The organism is Chloroflexota bacterium (genome assembly GCA_026708035.1).
Classification (GTDB): Bacteria; Chloroflexota; UBA11872; order UBA11872; family UBA11872; genus JAJECS01.
The window spans coordinates 1-16434 of record JAPOVQ010000006.1 but is presented as its reverse complement, the minus strand read 5'-3'; the positions used below and the strand labels follow the sequence as shown (position 1 = coordinate 16434).

Genomic DNA, 16434 nt, shown 5'->3' with positions numbered 1-16434 from the left:
TGCGGGCGTGCGGCGGCGCGTCACGCTGGGCGTGCGCCGACGTTTGTTCACCGGTGCCGCAGCCGTTCCGATGCTAGGCTAATCGCCTGTGAAATCCCCCCGCACTCGGTCCGCCATGCGCCGTGTGGCCGTGGCCCTGATCCTCGCCCTGGCACTGGCCGCGCTGCCTGTGCCGCTGGCGGCGGAAGTGCCAGAGGTGCCATTCGGCACCGCCTGCGGTTTCGGGCCCGACTTTCCGATCAACGGCGGACGCTTCTTTACCCAGACGGGCAGCGACACCGGCGGCGGCTACCCCGTGCGGGATGACGAGGCCGCCAAGTTCTGGACGGCGTTTCAGGAACTCGGCGGCATCCACGTGGTCGGCTACCCGATCTCGCACCGCTTCGTTTTGCACGGCTTTCTCGTGCAGGCATTCCAGAAGATGGTGCTGCAGTGGGACCCGTCCAAAGATGGCGTCAACGTGGCCAACACCATGGACGTCATGAATCGGGAGGGCCACGACGATTGGCTCGAATCGTTCCGGCAAGTCCCCCGGCACGCCACTCTGCCTGAGGATGCCGGCGTGCCGTTCTCCCAGATCATGGAAAACCACCTGGCCCTGCTGGACCAGAATCCGGCCATTCGCGACGCCTACTTCGCCGTGCCCAGCTGGCTCACGCGGCTCGGGCTGCCCATCGCCTACGGCGACTTCGGCAGCATGGTGGCAATGCGGACGCAGCGAGCCGTGCTGCAACAGTGGCTCGTGGACGTGCCGTGGGCTCGCGCCGGGCAGGTCGTCTTCGCCAATTCGGGTGATTTGGCCAAGGAAGCCGGCCTGTTTCCGGCGGCGGCAATCACGCCCTTCGACCCTCACGCACCGCCGGCCGACGCCGACTTGGTGACGATCGACTCCGAGATGCCGCAGCCGGGCGATGCGATTGGCATTCAAGTACACACGGCGGCCGCCGGCGTGTCGGTGACCTGGAATGGGCAAGCCGCGCCGCTGCTCTGCCGAGAAGGCACCTGGCACGCCGTGATTGGGACTGCCTCCACGGCCATGGCCGGTCCGCAGGACCTGCGGGTGAGCGTCGGCGAGCGCATGGTCGACATATCCGTCGAGCTTGCTGAGCGCCAGTACCCCTCCGCGGAGTTCCACATACCCGCAAGCCACGAAGACCTGCTCGACGAGGCGGTCGCGCAGGAAGAGCGCGAGTTTCTCCACACCATCGTCCAGCGCGTGAGTGGGGGACCGCTGTGGACCGGGCCGTTCCAGCCGCCGAGCAGGGGGCGGGTCACCTCGCCGTATGGCGAGCGCCGCACCCTGCAGCCGGGATCATTCATGTCGGTGCACGAGGGCGTCGACTACGCGGCGCCGACCGGAGCTCCCATCCCGGCGCCCAACCGGGGGCGCGTCGCCTTTGTCGGGCCGCTCACGATCCGCGGCAACACGGTCATTCTGGATCATGGCTTTGGCGTGTTTACGCTCTTCTATCACCTGCACGACTTTTCGGTGCTGCTGGGTCAGGTGGTCGAGCGCGGCGCCACGGTCGGCCTGGTGGGCTCAACCGGACGCTCAACCGGTCCCCACGTCCACTGGGAGATGTACGTCGGGGGCGCCGCCGTCGATCCCGTCCGGTGGGTCGAAGGCCCGTTCGAAATCCTGGGCGACGCTGAATCCTATGTCCCGGCCCGAGTCGGCGAGGAACCCGTCGCCGGATAGCGCGCTGGCCAGAGTCCGAGTTCGCCGGCGCGCTCGCGCATCTCGCTAGAATCGTCACGCCGCCATGCGCCCGTAGCTCAGCGGATTAGAGCACTGGTCTTCGGAACCAGGGGTCGGGGGTTCGAATCCCTCCGGGCGTGCCACCCTCCCACTCAGGAGCAATCAGCGTGCGGCTGATCGGCGGGTTGCGACGACCGTGCGCTCGGGGAAAGATGGCGCGCCAGGACCGACCGTGGGGTGACATCGCCCTGACGTCCCACACGCGAGCGCCGAGTCAGAGCTGGGCCGGCAAGGTCGCCATGCGGCGGAACGATCGGCGGCGCTAAACGATGCATCGGTCGCAGGATCGCTGGACGATCGTTGCGAACGGGCGCGCTGGCCGCGGCCGTGCCCTGGCGCGGGCGATGAGTCTATCGTCCAGGTTGGACGCGCAGGGCGCGGAGGCCAAAGTGCGCGCCACCGACGCGCCGGGAGCGGCCGCGAGGCTCGCCCAGGAAGCCGTCGAGGCGGGCTCGACGCGGATTGTGGCGTCTGGCGGCGACGGGACCGTGCACGAGGTCGTGAACGGCATCATGGCGGTGCCCGCGTGGCGTCGGCAGGAGCTCGAGTTGGGCATCCTGCCCGCCGGTCGCTGCAACGATCTGGCACACGCGCTGGGCCTGCCGGCAAGGCCGGACGCGGCGATCAGGGGCCTCCTGCACCACCAGACCCGGACGCTGGACCTGGGCCATGTGTTGGGCCGCGATGCGGTGGGCGAGGCACGGAGGGGTGCGTATTTCATCACGGTCGCGACATTTGGATTCGACAGCGAGGTCGCGGAGTTTGTGGCGGATGGGCGGGCGCCAGCCATCCTGGGCGCGTCAGGCGCGTATCTCTACGGCGCAGCCGTCACACTTCGGACCTACGCCTGGCCCGACGCCACGGTGCGGGGCGACTTCGGCAGTTTTCGCGGGCAACTCCTCTTGGCGGCCGTGGGCAACACGAGCCGCTATGGCGGGCGGATACGGATCGCGCCGGACGCGCGACCGGACGACGGTTGCCTGGATCTCTGTCTGGTTCGGCGCCTGCCCAAGTGGGAGGTCCTGCGAATGCTGCCGCGCGCACTCGCCGGCTCGCACGTGGGGCATCCCGCGGTGGCCTATCACCGGGTCCGGCAGGTGCAGCTGGCGGCTGACCGGAACGTGGGGGTCTGGGCCGACGGCGAATTCGTTGCGCGCCCGCCGGTCACGATCACGGTCGTGCCTCAGGCCCTGCGCGTGATGCGGCCCGACCGCTAGCCGGCGTACGGCCCATCGCACGTCGGGTCGGCCAAGCGCATGCCCGCGACGCCGCGGTCGGTCCCAGCCGAGGGGGCATTCCTCGGCAGGGGGTGGGCGTGGGGCCGAATGTGGGTGAAAGCGCAGCGAGCGAAACTCGAGGCCGGGAAGTCTCAGATTCCCCCTTCCCGCGCTAGTCTCCCAGCGCTGCGCTGGCGATGGCAGACCAGTGCTGAGGCGCTCGCAGAGCGCCGATCTTCTGGAAGCGAGCCGGCGGAGATCCCCCGGGGTTTTGCGTTAGTTTTGGATCGACTGTGGTCGGACGAGGTTCCACGCCATCGGACGAACGATCCCCGCTCACAGGTTTGAACCGATCCACATCGGGTCCAGTCGGGCCTACCAAGCTGGACAAAATCAAGAACCTTCACGCTGAGGTTCGTTCTGAACCTGTAGGGAACGGTTCACCCCCACGCGCGTGGGGATCACATGGCCAGGGCCGTGCCAGCCAGGTTGGCCCACGGTTCACCCCCACGCGCGTGGGGATCACGACCAGCTGATGCCGGGCACCTACAGCCACTACGGTTCACCCCCACGCGCGTGGGGATCACGAGCTGATCATCACCGGCGTCAGCGGCAACGACGGTTCACCCCCACGCGCGTGGGGATCACGTGACTATTTTCGAGTGGTTCACGTCTCTCCTCGGTTCACCCCCACGCGCGTGGGGATCACGTGATGGCCGCCACCGAGGCTGCTAGCGCTGTCGGTTCACCCCCACGCGCGTGGGGATCACCTGGTCACCCTGGACACGAACTACGACGCCCGCGGTTCACCCCCACGCGCGTGGGGATCACGCAGGTGTCGCGTCGTGTGCGAAGTTGATTGTCGGTTCACCCCCACGCGCGTGGGGATCACATGCGCGAGCCCACGCGGTAGATGGCCTTTGCCGGTTCACCCCCACGCGCGTGGGGATCACAAGATTTGGACCCTTGGGCATCGTGAGGTAGACGGTTCACCCCCACGCGCGTGGGGATCACGTGACCCTCGCCGGCTCGTTGATGCAGCAGATCGGTTCACCCCCACGCGCGTGGGGATCACTAGTTGCGCCGCATAATGGCGGAACGTGGACGCGGTTCACCCCCACGCGCGTGGGGATCACACTATGACGCGCGGGCATTCGTGGCGCAGCTACGGTTCACCCCCACGCGCGTGGGGATCACGTGTCGTTGGCTGGCAGTCTGGCCCAACAAATCGGTTCACCCCCACGCGCGTGGGGATCACGCGCGCCGCCGGCGGGCCGCCTACAGCGTCGGAGGTTCACCCCCACGCGCGTGGGGATCACCCAACCCGATCACGTACGCGGTGCGCCAGGTCCGGTTCACCCCCACGCGCGTGGGGATCACGCCGCCGCTGCGCTGGTCGTCCACACGGACTTCCGGTTCACCCCCACGCGCGTGGGGATCACGCGTCCAGGACCAGGTAGAACTGGTCGCGCCGCACGGTTCACCCCCACGCGCGTGGGGATCACGTTGCGGCCGCATGAGCAGTGATGCGGGCGTCCGGTTCACCCCCACGCGCGTGGGGATCACTTCACCTGGCGCTTCCGCGCCACCGTCGGTCCGCGGTTCACCCCCACGCGCGTGGGGATCACGGGTGGGGCCGGGCAGGAGGTTGACCACCGTCGCGGTTCACCCCCACGCGCGTGGGGATCACGTTGCCCGCGGGCAGCGGCTTGTGCCGGACGCGCGGTTCACCCCCACGCGCGTGGGGATCACACTGGAATCGACGCGCCATTCCTACGGCATCAAAGGTGTTAGCGCGGTTCCAGCACGAGCTGCAAACCCTCGAAGTCTCGCACCACTCGGCCTGGGGACCCGCAGAACTGCAACGCGAAGCCCTGCTCGTTGTCGGCGCTGTGGACCAGCATGCCTCCGCCATCACCCATCGAAGCGCAGGCCTTGGCCCAGAGGCGTTCCCGGACCATCGCCGAGACGCGACCGACGAAGACCCCGGCTTTCAGTTCCAGTAGCCACTTCGTCAAGTCACCGCGGAGACTTGGCGACACTCGCTCCAGCAGCATGACCGTCATGTTGTCCCTCCAACAGCTCGGCATAGTTGACGCCGCCCTCGACCGCCCCGGCTTCCGGGTCCCAGATACCGCCAGGCAGCGCGAGGTCCGAGTCGAGGGGCGTGTGGGGTTCACCGACTGGCACGGCGAGCACCCGCTCGATATCCGCCACGATCCGAGACATGAGCTTGCGCGCATGGAAGTAATCGCGGCAGCGCCGGCGCACCGTGCCCTCAAGATCGGCAACGCCTTCCGCCACGGCGTTGAATGCCGCCGGGATCGAAGTCTCCGTCTTGTACAGGTCGGCAACGTCATAGACGAAAGAGCGCATCTTGCCGGTGTGAATGAACCCGAGAGCCGGAGAGTATCCCGCCGACACGATGGCGGCGTGACAGACGCCGTAGAGACAGCTATTGGCCGCCGAGAGCGCTCGATTGATGGGATCGCTCGCTCCCCAGCGACCCCGCCGGTAGGAACGCCCCTTCCAGACGACGCCGGTCTCGCGGCTGAGTCTGGCGTAGGTCTCGCGCACCCGAATACCCTCCTTGCCGCGAACCTGGCGCAGCGTGGTCGATGGGTCCAGAGCCTCGTCGAACCGCATCTGATACATCCGAAAGACGACGCGCAGTCGGCTCTTGGGGTCCGCCCAGAGCTTGGCTTGGGTCAATAGTCGACGAGACGAGCGAGTCTCGCCGAGTCCCTGGGCGTAGAACCGCACGCCTTCTTCTCCGGTCCACACCACCAAACACCCGCAGTCGGCCAGCGTCTTGATGGCGGCGTGCGTGATGGAGGTCCCGGGCCCCAACATCAGCGTGGTTAACGCGGCGCAGGGGATGGCCGTCTTGCCGTTGGCGTCGTGGAGAGCGATGGCCTTGGCGTCCTGGTCAATGCGACCGTGCTCGACGTAGAGATAACTCCAGCTATCGCGGACTTTGGGAAGCTCGTGCAGGTCCGTGAGTCTCATGCGTGCCTCCGGTAGGGAGCGACGGACATGAGTCCGCAGCCAAAGGCCTTGCCCGGTCCAATGCCTTCCTCAAGCGCACGGCGAAAGCGGTCCAGGTCTTCGATCTGGAGCAGCCCCTCGAAGCGCACGCCGACCAGGGTCAACCGGCGACCCTTGCCCAGCAGCTTCTCGCCAGCGCCGACCCGCACGGCTGGAACGTCACTGTCGGAGAGAACGGGAAGGAGACCAAAGCCCGCCCGTTCGGCTCGCCGCGCCAACCAGTCGATTTGCTGCGCTTCGGTGCGCAGGTCCACCCGCCGGCCATGGCGCCGGCGTCCGTCGGGCCCGGACTTGGTGTCGATCTTCTTCGTGGGATTGGCGCGCAGGCGGAAGCGCAGGGTCTGTCCCGCACGCAGTGCAGCCCAGGCCGCGGCCACGGACTTGGTGGCCGGGTTGCTCAACTCGCCGACGCCGTCGGCGAGATAGCCCGCGGGTAGGCAGTCCCAGTCAGGCTTCAATTTGGACTGCACCAAGAGGACAACTCGTCCTGTTCGCCTGTCCGCGTCCACGCGATACAAGACGGCCAGTCGCGTCCGCGCCTGGCCCGGCTCCTCGACCTGCGGGAACGCGGACATGATGGTCCGATGCATCTGGTACACATCCGCGAGATCGCGGCGAACTCCACGATCTCGCGGATCAAGCGCCAGCCGCGACAGGTACACCCACATCCTCCTCGGCGTCCTGGCGTATTGGAACTTCGCCATCGCCCGGTCCCAATGCGACAAAGTAGTTGCGCACGCGGCGGGGCAGAAAGCGGCGCGTCTGGAACGAATCGCCGTGGGGCTGGTCCATCCGCACCTCATGTCCCTCCGGATCCTCAACCGTCAGGCGCAATTGATCGGGATGGCGCCTCCGCGGCGGGACGTCCATGTCGAGCCTGGGCCAGGGGTAGCTTGTCAGCGCGTGCTCCAGCCGCTCGCCCTCACGAAGCCCGCCGGGAACGTAGACCGGAACGCCAGGCACGAACGCCTTGCGGCCCAGGTAGAGTTGCCACACAGGCTCACGCAGGGCGGCGTGCAGGCGGCGCAGCAGGTCGTCATCTTCGCCGTCCAGCCCCACCAGAAAGTCGGCGTCGGCCAGGTAGTAGCGGTTAGACAGCACGGTATCGCCGGCCGCGCCGCTGGCCTTGCGTACGCCGTAGCGGCTGCCGTCGGGAAGCGTTCCCCCGCCCGCCGTGTGGTAGTCCACTTGCATGACACCGGGCCAATCCACGCGCACTCCCAAGCGCAGGGCCGCGAGATCATCCACCGGCTCACGTCGCGGCCGTCCCAAAGCGGCGCCGAGCAGGCCGATGACGCCGCTCTTGGAAGGCTCCAAGCCGGTGTCCCGCATCGTGAAGCGGCTCTGCGTGCCCCAAGACTGCATTGGCCCCGCCAGACGCAGCAGCAGCGTGCCCACGCTCAGCCCGCGTTGCCGGCGTCGGGCGCAGCGTGGGCGAGAACGCCGCAGACCAAGTCGTCGAAGGTGGGAACCAGGCTGTCCTTGAGGTGGGTAACGCCGTCGTCTTCGAGCGAGACGGCCCAGGCACCAACAATGGAATCGTCGCCGTAGATCGCGGACAGCTTTCCCAAGTAGCGGTCCAGGGCCTCCACGGAGCAAGCCGCGAGGTCCTGGCCTTCGCGAGGCCTCACCGGTTTGAGGAACGCGTTGGCCAGGTTCCAAAGCGACGACTTGCGCACGACGGCCAAGACAAAGGAGGGCGGGTTGTGGGCGGCCATGCTGTTCTGCTTGCCCGTGGGCACAGCGCTCACCGAGGCGCGGAGGAAGGCTTCCAAGGTCTGGCGCACCAGTTCCTCGTCTCCCTGGAGATTGGACGTGAGCTGGCGCATGTCGACGTTCGAATAGCGATAGAAGCAACCGGAGTTGAAGCCGACAGCCCCGATCATGTCAGCGCCCGCCGTGTCCTCGGGCTTGAGGTCGTCGACGGCGGTGTAGTAGTCCAGCTCCATGCTGATGCGGTTGGTTGAGATGGCGTGCGCCACCTGGGAAGCGGCGTCTGTGTTCTTGTCCGGTAGGTCTGCCAACATGCGGCCAAAGAGGGCTAGGTCGGCGGCCTTGCCGCCGTCAAGGATGGCGTCAGCGGCATCGCGAACTTCCTTGGGAACTGCGTCTTTGCCAACTTTCTTTGCCCTCCGCCGTGTCGTTCCTCCCTGATCCGGTGTCGCGTCGGGGGCAGCGCTGACAAGCTGATCCCAGTGCGCAACACACAGATCCGTCAGGTTGCTGATCTCTTGGCTGCCGAGGAACAGCAGGTATTGAGTCTTGCCATCGTCGTTGACGGTGAGCTCTACTCCACCAAGGGCAGATTTGACCACGTCTTGCGCCGCTTGCGCGTCCTTCCCTTGTGCCTGGAGTCGTTCGACAAGCTCGCCGACCAGCCGCTTCGTGCGAACGGCGAGGAATTGCGGCTCTATGAGGCCCGCATCGAATTCTTGCCTCACCGCCCGCTTGAAGCACTGGCTGGAGATACGGGCGCGGCGGTAGCCGCCGAACTCGCAGTCCTTGGGCATGCCGGTGTCGTCACGGTTGAGATTGGCGGGCGCGAAGTTCTGCAGGATGTGAAGCTCAACCAACATGGGCGTATCGTCCTTTCCCGGACTTGCGACTCATCGGCGTTCGCGCCGGTGGCGTCATCTTCCCCGGTTTGCGGCTAGGGCGTCTGTCCCCAGAAGGCCTTGGCCCAGCGCCGTTGCACGCTTCGGTCATCGTTTCCCCACCAGCGCAGGTCGCTGAGCAGTCGGACCCAATCCACGGGGACATCTTTGGACTTGAGCAAGCTGACGGCATGGCGCAGTTGGACGTGCAAGTCTTCCTGGTGGGTGCTTAGCAAGACGGTGAAGCGGCGCTCGACGGCTTCAACCGAACCTCCATCTGACCGAGATAGCCGGGCAAAGGACGCGCCGAGGTTTGGGTCCTTGTCCTCGGTATCCTCAGGCCAATTCGTGGGATGGAACGCGAACATGGACGCCACCAAGTAGAACACGTCCTCTCGCCACCCCTTCTCGTCACCGAGCCAGGGAACCACGTATTTGTGCATCGCCGGCTCGTTGCCGGGCGCTCTGCGCAGCCCCCGCCGCAGCATGGCCAACGCGCCGCGGTCGTCCTCCGTCACCAAGCGCTGCAACCGGGCAACAAATGCTCGATCCCTTCCGCCATGCACCGATCCGTACCCCTGCGACATGCCTCAGGCCTCTTCCTGCACCGATAAGTACTCTCGCGTTCTAGCCGCTAGCCGCCGCTCGGCGACGGCCACCGCCTTGAACGTGCGCGGCGAGCGCTCCAGTCCGCGCGTGGCCTCATGGAAAGCATCCCAAAGCGTGCGACGAAGCCTATCGCGCCACTTGGGAAGCTGCCTGCCGCCATAATCGCCATCCGCGTCAAGATCAGCGGGCAGATCCGTCATGAGCTGTTTGAAAGGCTCCTCCAGACGCGGCCAGTAGGCCCGTTCCGCACCAAGGTAGTTGACAAAGTTCTCCACGGCGTTCCGCTCAGGATTCCCCTCTTGGCTTGCTGCAAGAATCCTCACAGCCATTGTCCAGAGAACTGAATTCAAGCCTCGGGCAACGCCTTCCGCCAAGTCCCGGGCGTCCCCTAGCTTGTCGACCAGGTCGTTATTGTCCAGGTACGCAAGAGGCAACGGCAGCCGCTCATGCCGCCAGAATTCAATCTTTGCACGGTTGCTCCCAAGGCCAAGAAGATCTACTGGAATTGTCGTGGATCGGGAAATGATGCCTTCGCTCACCAGGTCAGACAGCCAGTCAAGGACTTGCGGTCGATCTGAATTGACACTCCTCATATAAAACAGCGCAAGACTGTCACGCCACAACGCCCTGCCTTCCTTCAAGGTCACGGCAGGCCACGGGTCCTGCTTCCCCGTGGCTCTTGGATTCTCCTGGAAGGCCAACATTGTCTCCTTACCTCGAATGGTGTAGCCCTCAGAAGGCTGAAATCCCTTCATGATAACAACGTTCTTAACGATTGTGCTTCCGTCTTCATCCAACTGCGGCTGGAGGCGAATGCGGCGGCTCTGCCAAGTGAGCAGGTCGAGGTAACCATCGGGCCTTCTGTCGGCCGGTCGGGTCTCTTCACTCCGCTCCCACGCTGGAATATCGTTCTCGCTGTCAAAGTCCCATGGCTCACCATCTTCGGGATCATACCGGCATAGATTCAGCATGAGAGTCTTGAACAAGGTCTCGCCTTTAACAAGCACGACCGCGCCCTTGTTCAGCATCGCGGCCTTGGCCGATTGCCGACCGCGTTCAGATGTCTTGAGTCCACCAACATCAAACGCCATGAATCCCATAAGTAGACGAACAGATTCCGCTGGTGTAAGTCTCGGCGGTTCAGATGCAGACAAGTGCGTGAACAACGTGGCATTATTGTCCTGGTGAAATAATAGCCGAGCTGAAGAGGATCCCTTATCCCAATCGAGGCCGGACACTTGATAGAAGGGCTTATCTTCGTCGAACAGATCAAAGCGACAGCGCCATTGCTCGAAATATGCATCAAGGTGGCATGCGTCCCACTCTCCTCGCTCCCAAAGAGATCGCCAGTCTTCTGTCGACTGCACACTAAAGTTTCGGTAGAGCACTGCAAGAAGCAACCGGTGGAGTGCGGCAATCACCAGCGGTGATTCCCCATTGATCTCGGCTATGTCGTGCGCGCGCGCCAGCACGTCGCGCAAACCCAAGGTTTGGCGCGACCCGTCGAGCATGGCGCAGGGAACCCAAGGCTCATCTATCAGGTTGAATGACGCCGTCACAGGCATTCCTCGCTCGTGCTTACCACCCTCGCGCCAGTCTCACCATCCAGCACAATCCTATAGGAACCGATTTCATCGGAAACGCCAGCACTATTCAGGAAGACTGCTCGGTGATTCCTTAGCAACGCCATCCGGCGCCAGTTTGCCGGCGGTGATTGTTCAAGGAGCTGAAACACCACGCGCTTGTCGGAAATTGACACTGACCGTCTTAGGAAGCGTACAACCGAATCACCCGCCGGTACGACATCCATATCCACGGATTCGCTGTGGTCTGCGTCCCAAAATGCGGCGTCCCGGCTCCCAAAAAGCAGGACCACCGACGCGCTGGGAGGAGCAAGCCGCGTCAGGGCCTGATAAGCCTGATGAAAGTCTGGGGAATCCTCCTCATGTGGATCTGCTGCCAGCCGCCAGAGTTGTCCGCTATATGCAGGAGCTTTGATCCAACGGTTTCTTGCCTCCTCGCGCTCCTTTTCAATTGCCTCCTCTAAATCGTTCCGTGTGTCTTGCCATTCTTCCCGAAGCCGCTCGGACAAGTCGACAGGCGAACGGTCGTCGTACACGTTCTCGATCATCTCCTCCACGTCGTCGGGCACGCGGATGGTCTGGCGATCGCGAAGGGCTAGCCAAGAGCGCAGCAGCACATGTTGGTCATAGACGGCTTTCGTGCCCGCCTCAAACTGAGGCACGCCGTCGCTCGGCTCCGGGCGGCAAACCAGTAGACGCGGATGCTCCACGCCGTGGGAGCGGGAACGCTGGTGCCGGTGGAGCCGGCCGGTGCGCTGGAGCAACAAGTCGGCGGGGGCCATGTCCGACACCATCAGATCGAAGTCCAGGTCCAGACTCTGCTCGATGACCTGCGTGGACACTAGGACGGCGCTGGACGGACGCTGGACCGCGCGCTCCTTGCCGGTGGCATCTGTCACGGTTCCGTCTGGCTTACCGAAACGGGCAAGCGCGCGCTGCTCGCGTGCCTCCCGGTCCTCGAAGAGATAGCGGGCGTGCAGCAGGTCCAACTCGGGACAGCCATCGTCGGCAATATTCGGGAAGTAGGGCTTGAGGGCGAGGTAGATATCCTGGGCACGGCGTACGGTGTTGCAGATGACGGCGGCGCATCCGCCCTGCGCCAAGGCGCGTTTTAGGCGCTCACCCAAGGGAAACGACGCGACGTCGTGGTCGGGTAGGGCACCATCTGTCCACTCCAAGGCGATCGTCTTCGCGCCGCGCGAGGCCTGCACCGTCTGAGCCCCGCGAGGTGAGCTGGCCGACGCCCAGGAGATACGCGGATATGTCGTCTGGAGCGCCGCCGTTTCAGGTCCAGCTTCATTGCCGAGGCCCTTCAGGTACGCCGCGAGCAGCGCCTCACGCCGGTTGCGAGGAAGGGTCGCGGAGAGTAGCACCACCGGCGAGCCGAGGGCCGCCAGCCATTCCAGCAACCGCTCCAGCAGCGTGAGCATATAGGCGTCGTAGGCGTGGACCTCATCCACGATGACGGTCTTCCACGCCAAGCCAAACAGCCGGACAAAGACGTGCTTGGTCTGGAGCGCCGCCAGCAGCACCTGGTCGATGGTGCCCACGCCGAACGGTGCCAGCAGCCCGCGTTTGCGGTGTGTGAACCACTCTGCTGCAATCACTCCAGCGTCGTTGGTGTCCCGTGCATTGGCGTCCTGGTCAATCCCGGTGGGTGTAAAGGTCCGGTGGTTGCGACGCAGCACCTGGAACTCCGCGGACAGCGAGGCATGGCCATGGAGCAACTGCAGCTGAACCTGGTCGCCGGTATATTGTCCGTACAGAAAATCCCGAACCCTGCCAAACATCTGATTGCTGGTCGCCTGGGTCGGCAAGGCGAAATAGCACCCGTGCCGGCCCGCGGACTCAGCCCAATAGTCGGCCAGATACATCGAGGCTTCGGTCTTACCCTCGCCCATGGGCGACTCGATGATGACCAAACCGGGTGCATCGATCTCTCGCACACACAATGCGACCGTCCGTTGCAGCTCGTTGGGTACCGCTATGTGAGGGAATAGCTTCTTGAATTCCTGGACGCCGCGTGGTCGCGGCTGGTGGACCCAGCCCAGATCGTCGAGCGCTTGCCGAGCGATATCGGCCGCGCCGCGCGCGTATGCGCTCAGGTCAGATGGGCAAGCGTAGTCAAAGTAATCGGTGTTGGAGCCTATCCAGTCCGCGATGCTCACGAATCCGGCCAGAGCCATCGCCGTAGCATTGCTGATGTCGCCAGGGATACGGTCACGGGGAACATCCAGGACTTCAGCCAGCCACTTGACAATATCTCTCCTGAGAACATCCCATTCACGCGTCCCTAGGGCAGTACTTCGGACATTATTGATGTCGGATGTACGAGGTAGAACACCGTGATGCCCGCCAACAACTACCGCAATACGTTTGGATCCTTGCGCGTTCAGGCCAAATTCGTTTTCTAGTATATTGGGCAGAGTGGCAGCAGTTATCGTTCCGTGCAGAGGCGGATTGATCGGAATCTGTCCCCACCGTAGTCCGACACTATACAGACGTTCTGCAACTTTGCTGCGTACGCGTCCTACCTGGAGCTGAAACGATGGCGAGGCCTTGCCTAGGTCATGGAGTCCGGCAAACAACGCGAACCAACGCCCAGCAGCCTCATCATCACTGCCGAATCCCAGGGTTATTGCTGCCTCACTCCGCTGCCCGGGTGAGAGCGCAGAGGTCCACATTTCTCGCGCCACCATTGAGACGTCGATCATGTGACACAGCAGCGGGTGATAGGTAGGCGAATCGTAGTTCCGACTCATCTTGGCCCAGAGGGAGAGCAATCGATGACATTCAGACGTCTGCATTGGAGCTTATACTTGTGAGTGATCGCGGGCGCTTCGGCCCGTTTTATTCAGCGTCGGGTTTGCGAACATTCACGGTGGCTGTGGTTAGCGCCTCGCGCCGGACCTACGTCGCGGCCACGTAGCGCTCGGCCCGTATGATTCTATTCAGATTGATTGAGACATTCCACCTTGTCCAACAGAGTCAGGCTGTAGTGCCGGCGGCAAAGACTCCATTATCCCTTGCAAGGGAAATACCAAGATTGGCAACTACGCTAGGTCGAGTAAAACAGGAAGGGCATCCCTGATTTCGTTCTCTGTGCAGGCAAGGTACTGAGCTGCCGTATCGTGTGTAATTAGCCTTTTTTCAACCGCTTCCGCCGCCAGAAAGGCGAAGCGACCACGCCGCTGCTCAGGCGTGACAATCGGTTGGAAGTAGTCCAGCGCAAAGTTTTCGGCCGCTTTCTGGTCATCTGTAGGCGTCGTCTGAATAGCTGACTCGACAGGTAACTCGGCCTCTCCCCACCAGGCGTTCCCCACGTGGAAGCGTGCTGCGGCTCTGCCAATTCCGAAGTCCGACATCACCCGCTCAACACTTACTGCGCTCACTTGCGCAGGGCTCGGCACGAGTTGCCTCACAGCTTCCCGTGGAGCGAGGAACTCAACTGCAAAGGCGTTGGCTCGTTGTTCCACATAGTCCGGCAACTGGCTGTCGTGCTCGGCGTCGCGCGCGATTTGCTCGTAGCTGTCGACACGGACATTTGCAAGTTGCTCTTCGGGATCAAAGAGGATATGCCCCAGTTCATGCGCGAGCGTCGTTCGGCGAATCCACACATTCTCGTTCCGTCCATCCACGTTGAGCACGATGCCTCGCTGACCCTGCGACGAGATTGTGGCACCCGCAATCTCCGGTGGGAGTGGAACCTGAATGATCGGGATGCCAAGGCGGCCCTCGACTAGGTCCCGCATCGACTCGATTGGTTCAAGACCGATCCCCAACCGATCCCGTGCCTGTCCGGCAAGCGCATATCCCGCCCGCCAAGCCGGAGGACCGTAGTTGGGCGAGGCCTCAAATCTCGCCGCCTCGCTTTGCTTTCCCAACCAACGCTGAAGCAGAAGCTGCGACCTGATAATCGAAGCGGCTTCTGAGAAGCGCAACACGGTCCGGGCGCTGAGCCGAGCACTGGTGGGAGTTGCGACGCGCTCGATCTCTAGGACGCGCAGCCTGACGCCCAAATCAGGATCCGAACCCGCGCGCTCGTCAATGCTCAGCTTGGCGGGATCGAGGCCAAGTACGAATGCCAAGTGCTCAAGGTCCCTCAACTCGAGCTGTTCGGTGTCAGTCTCTGCTCGATCAATGATTTCACGGTCGACATTCGCGGCGCGTGCGAGCTCAGCGCGTGTCACGCCCAACGCATCGCGCTGTTCGCGAATCGCATGTTCGATTGCGCCGGCGCGCGCTAGCAGCACGGCAGACAACTGGTCATCAATCTCGGCAAATACCCGGGGGCCGTATGCCTCAAGAACCTCACGCTCAGTCAGGCGACGGCCCGTCGCGGAACTTCCCAGCTCGTATCGGGCGAGTTGGTACTTACCTCTTACGAACAGCGTCGTGGTGGCTTCGTTCACTCCCCTACCGCCAATCACCGTTCGAGCCAGACACGCTGGGGTCTGTCGGTCTCTGGATCCCAGCCCAGCGAGTGCACATCAAAGCCTACAGCACGAAAGAGGCGTTCGGCACCCCCTAGGTGGTCTCGTCCCGTAGGCGGATATCGACCGGATGAGCCGGATAGGTATACGAAGGGCAGCGTCCCGAACCAGATTTCTCCCCCAATCGACGCCTTGCCTCCACCCGTCAGGTTTGTGTGATGAAGCTTGCCGGGGCCTAGCCGACTCAGAGGCTCTTGCGATATGCACGGCCGTCCGCGCTCGTCGATAACCCACAAATGACAATTCTGGCCATCATCCGTGTGGGATCGCCGTGGGCTCCCCTGTGGCATCTGCGCCGGCACCTCGTTCAGGTACAGGAGACCATCAGCATTCGTCACCGTCGCCAGTTCGGCAGCGGGATAGTTGGCTGCGCCTCTGCGTCGATACGGGCGCGGAGGGTAGCGTTCCAGGAAGTCGCACAGGGTTTCTTCAGCGTCTGCGGACGTCACGCGACGACTGGTGCCAATCTGCGGGATGCGGTTGGCGCAAGCCGTGAACCGCGAACGTGAATCTGAGGCCCTCCCGAGTAGCGCCGTCCAGGGCGACCCCATTGGGGGCACGCAAGAATGCTGCGGGAAAATACTCCAACGCCCAAAGCGCCGCAAGCGCGCGATGCGCCGGATGCGCCCGTCCTGTGTGGGCGGTGGACCACTGTCCACGGATGCCCTTGCTCCCAACGCCAAATCTGGGTCTCCCACAGGCTCCCACCGCCTATTGACCTATGGAGAGTGACGACCAAGCCCCTTTCGTAGTGTGGCAAGCCTTTCGCATATGGCCGGATCTGAGCCTGCCATTAGTATTCATACAGTGTACGATAGTGTTGCGTTGCATCAACCTGTTTTCCACAGTGCTCCCTGTTTCGAAAATCTGCCTCGCTGCCTTCTGCCAGTGAGCGCTACTTCTTCGCCAGCAGAATCGCCTCGACCCGCCGCACCACCTCACTGAAGTACCCCACCTCCTCCACCTTCAGCGCGCGCCCTAACACCTTCCGCTCCCGATACGACAACCACTTCTTCAGCACCTGGTAGCCGCCCAGCCGGTAGTTCCACACGTTCGCTGGCACATTCCGCCAGTAGGCGTTGTCGTTCAGATGGATGTCGTAGGTCGTCTCGCCTAGGGTGTCCGGGGCGT

The 16434-nt window shown here is 63.6% G+C and carries 11 protein-coding genes, 1 tRNA gene and 1 CRISPR repeat array; of the genes, 3 read left to right on the top strand and 9 right to left on the bottom strand.

Going from position 1 to position 16434, the window contains the following annotated elements; all coding sequences use genetic code 11:
- Positions 1-88: 88 nt before the first annotated feature.
- The 3 genes from OXG33_01785 to OXG33_01775 all read left to right on the top strand — a co-directional run bounded on the left by OXG33_01785 (position 89) and on the right by OXG33_01775 (position 2976).
- Positions 89-1699 (top strand): M23 family metallopeptidase, encoded by a 1611-nt coding sequence (locus OXG33_01785; protein ID MCY4112655.1) that lies wholly within the window; start codon positions 89-91, stop codon positions 1697-1699.
- A 66-nt stretch (positions 1700-1765) separates the two neighbouring features.
- Positions 1766-1842, top strand: a tRNA-Arg gene (locus tag OXG33_01780).
- Positions 1843-2028: 186 nt separating this feature from the next.
- Positions 2029-2976, top strand: coding sequence for a diacylglycerol kinase family lipid kinase (locus tag OXG33_01775; GenBank protein ID MCY4112654.1), 948 nt, complete (start codon positions 2029-2031; stop codon positions 2974-2976).
- A 436-nt stretch (positions 2977-3412) separates the two neighbouring features.
- Positions 3413-4801: a CRISPR direct-repeat array (repeat unit 29 nt; unit sequence CGGTTCACCCCCACGCGCGTGGGGATCAC).
- A 194-nt stretch (positions 4802-4995) separates the two neighbouring features.
- Here OXG33_01775 and cas1e read toward each other — a convergent pair.
- From cas1e to OXG33_01730, 9 genes are all read right to left on the bottom strand, one after another.
- Entirely contained in the window at positions 4996-5985 is a 990-nt protein-coding gene (gene cas1e, locus OXG33_01770; GenBank protein ID MCY4112653.1) for a type I-E CRISPR-associated endonuclease Cas1e, read from the bottom strand.
- A complete protein-coding gene (cas6e, locus tag OXG33_01765; protein MCY4112652.1) occupies positions 5982-6686 on the bottom strand; it encodes a type I-E CRISPR-associated protein Cas6/Cse3/CasE in 705 nt (234 codons plus the stop codon). The genes cas1e and cas6e overlap by 4 nt, the downstream gene beginning before the upstream one ends.
- Positions 6661-7422 (bottom strand): type I-E CRISPR-associated protein Cas5/CasD, encoded by a 762-nt coding sequence (gene cas5e, locus OXG33_01760; protein MCY4112651.1) that lies wholly within the window; start codon positions 7420-7422, stop codon positions 6661-6663. The genes cas6e and cas5e overlap by 26 nt, the downstream gene beginning before the upstream one ends.
- Positions 7423-7424: 2 nt before the next feature.
- On the bottom strand, positions 7425-8600 hold the full coding sequence (cas7e, locus tag OXG33_01755) for a type I-E CRISPR-associated protein Cas7/Cse4/CasC (GenBank protein MCY4112650.1): 1176 nt from the start codon (positions 8598-8600) through the stop codon (positions 7425-7427).
- 74 nt (positions 8601-8674) lie between these two features.
- Positions 8675-9136, bottom strand: a complete 462-nt coding sequence (gene casB, locus OXG33_01750) for a type I-E CRISPR-associated protein Cse2/CasB (protein MCY4112649.1) — start codon at positions 9134-9136, stop codon at positions 8675-8677.
- A 72-nt stretch (positions 9137-9208) separates the two neighbouring features.
- Positions 9209-10792, bottom strand: a complete 1584-nt coding sequence (gene casA, locus OXG33_01745; protein ID MCY4112648.1) for a type I-E CRISPR-associated protein Cse1/CasA — start codon at positions 10790-10792, stop codon at positions 9209-9211.
- Positions 10783-13572 carry a CRISPR-associated helicase Cas3' gene (cas3, locus tag OXG33_01740; GenBank protein ID MCY4112647.1) on the bottom strand — a complete coding sequence of 930 codons (2790 nt, stop codon included), beginning with the start codon at positions 13570-13572 and terminating at the stop codon, positions 10783-10785. The genes casA and cas3 overlap by 10 nt, the downstream gene beginning before the upstream one ends.
- Positions 13573-13863: 291 nt before the next feature.
- Entirely contained in the window at positions 13864-15222 is a 1359-nt protein-coding gene (locus OXG33_01735) for an XRE family transcriptional regulator (protein MCY4112646.1), read from the bottom strand.
- A 976-nt stretch (positions 15223-16198) separates the two neighbouring features.
- Positions 16199-16434, bottom strand: a 236-nt coding sequence (locus tag OXG33_01730) for a hypothetical protein (protein MCY4112645.1), incomplete at its 5' end; no start/stop codon positions are given.

Coding starts and splice junctions, on each gene's coding strand:
- OXG33_01775 (MCY4112654.1), top strand. CDS start 2,029: ATGCATCGGTCGCAGGATCGCTGGACGATCGTTGCGAACGGGCGCGCT.
- cas1e (MCY4112653.1), bottom strand. CDS start 5,985: ATGAGACTCACGGACCTGCACGAGCTTCCCAAAGTCCGCGATAGCTGG.
- cas7e (MCY4112650.1), bottom strand. CDS start 8,600: ATGTTGGTTGAGCTTCACATCCTGCAGAACTTCGCGCCCGCCAATCTC.
- casA (MCY4112648.1), bottom strand. CDS start 10,792: ATGCCTGTGACGGCGTCATTCAACCTGATAGATGAGCCTTGGGTTCCC.
- cas3 (MCY4112647.1), bottom strand. CDS start 13,572: ATGAGTCGGAACTACGATTCGCCTACCTATCACCCGCTGCTGTGTCAC.